This is a genomic window from Flammeovirga aprica JL-4, assembly GCF_012844305.1.
GTDB lineage: Bacteria > Bacteroidota > Bacteroidia > Cytophagales > Flammeovirgaceae > Flammeovirga > Flammeovirga aprica.
In genome coordinates, this window is the sequence record NZ_JABANE010000283.1 from 1 (window position 1) to 1,448 (window position 1,448).

2 protein-coding genes are annotated in these 1,448 nt (G+C 30.7%); both read left to right on the forward strand.

From position 1 onward, the window contains the following. Positions 1–324: hypothetical protein (locus HHU12_RS33875; RefSeq protein WP_169661147.1), on the forward strand; the 324-nt coding region annotated here is incomplete at its 5' end. Further along, on the forward strand, positions 308–1,448 hold a 1,141-nt coding region (locus HHU12_RS33880), incomplete at its 3' end, for a leucine-rich repeat domain-containing protein (RefSeq protein ID WP_169661148.1). The genes HHU12_RS33875 and HHU12_RS33880, both read left to right, overlap by 17 nt.

A 1,448-nucleotide genomic window follows, 5' to 3' on the forward strand; every position in this document is an offset into this window, starting at 1 on the left:
GTCCCTTCAGTTGTTGATCCAACTCAAGAAATAAAAGCGGATTGGGCTGATTGCCCAATTGAGGATTTGAGTCCTGGGCAGGCAAGCTTGTATCTGGGGGATATTGAGGATATTGTTAAATTTATTCTTAATGATAAACCTAAAGCCCAATTAGAAGATTTAAAGGCTTCTGAGTTTATGAAATCACTACTCAACGACGATTATGATAGTAAAGGAGATCTGAATTTATTCGAAAGGGATATTTTATTTCCATTATTAATAGAGAATATTGTTTACACTAAACAATTGCCAAAAAAATTAAAGAACAATGAAAATAATAAATAATTTTTATCTGATCGCAATGTTGTTTTTATTAACAAATTGTACTAATTATAGAGATATGACAGAACAAGAAATAAAAGAATATTTAGATAATCAATATGGAGATAATGTAAATTACAAAACTGAAAAAGATGGGTATATTTCTAAAGTTAAATTTGTGGATATTCCATCTCTCAAAGATGTTCCTGAAAAAATTCGAGGCTTCCAAAGATTGGAAGAAATAAAAATTATAAATTGTAATATTACCGAAATCCCTAAATTTATAACTGAATTCACAGAATTAAAAACATTATGGTTAGAAGGGTGCCCTATTAAAGAATTATCCCCTTTTATTACAAATTGTCATAAACTATCTACTTTAGATTTATCATCTACAGAAATAAGTAAATTTCCTGAAGGTTTTGGAAATTTACCAATTACAAGTTTGTATTTGGAAGGGTCAAAAATACAAGGCTTCCCTGAAGAACTTTATGAGTTCGACTCTTTAACCCATTTATATCTAAACCCCATAAATGAACTACCGTCTGATATAAGTAATTTCAAAAATCTGAAACATTTAAAAGTAGCCTTAAAGAGTTTTAAATATGTAGATACTATAGAAAGTATAGAAATACTAATTCTGAATAATAGTACAGGAAAGCATTTGCCAGAAGGGTTAGGCAACTTACCCTCATTAAAGGATCTAAATTTGAAATATTGCAAAAGCCTTTTCAAGTTACCCTCATCCTTAGGTAACTTATATTTTTTATCAGGACTTGACTTAACAGGGTGTTCTAGATTAACAGGTTTACCTGCATCTCTAAATAAGGTTCCGATGAGAGTATTAAAAATAGGTGAATGTAATAACTTGAGATCTGTTCCAAAAGGCTTAAATGTTGGGAGTATTTGGGCAGAAAATGTTACATGGAAAAACATGCCAGTAGGTATTTTTGACAGTAAAGCACATAGTCTAAATGTAATCAATCATCAAATCACAGACATAACAGGTATAGGTAGAATGACCAATCTCAGAAAGTTAGACCTCACCAATGGAAAAATCAAACGTATTCCACCGGATATCAGTAAATGTACCAAACTAAGGTTATTACTACTTGAAGGAAATGAAATAGAAAGTACTTTCGGTGTTG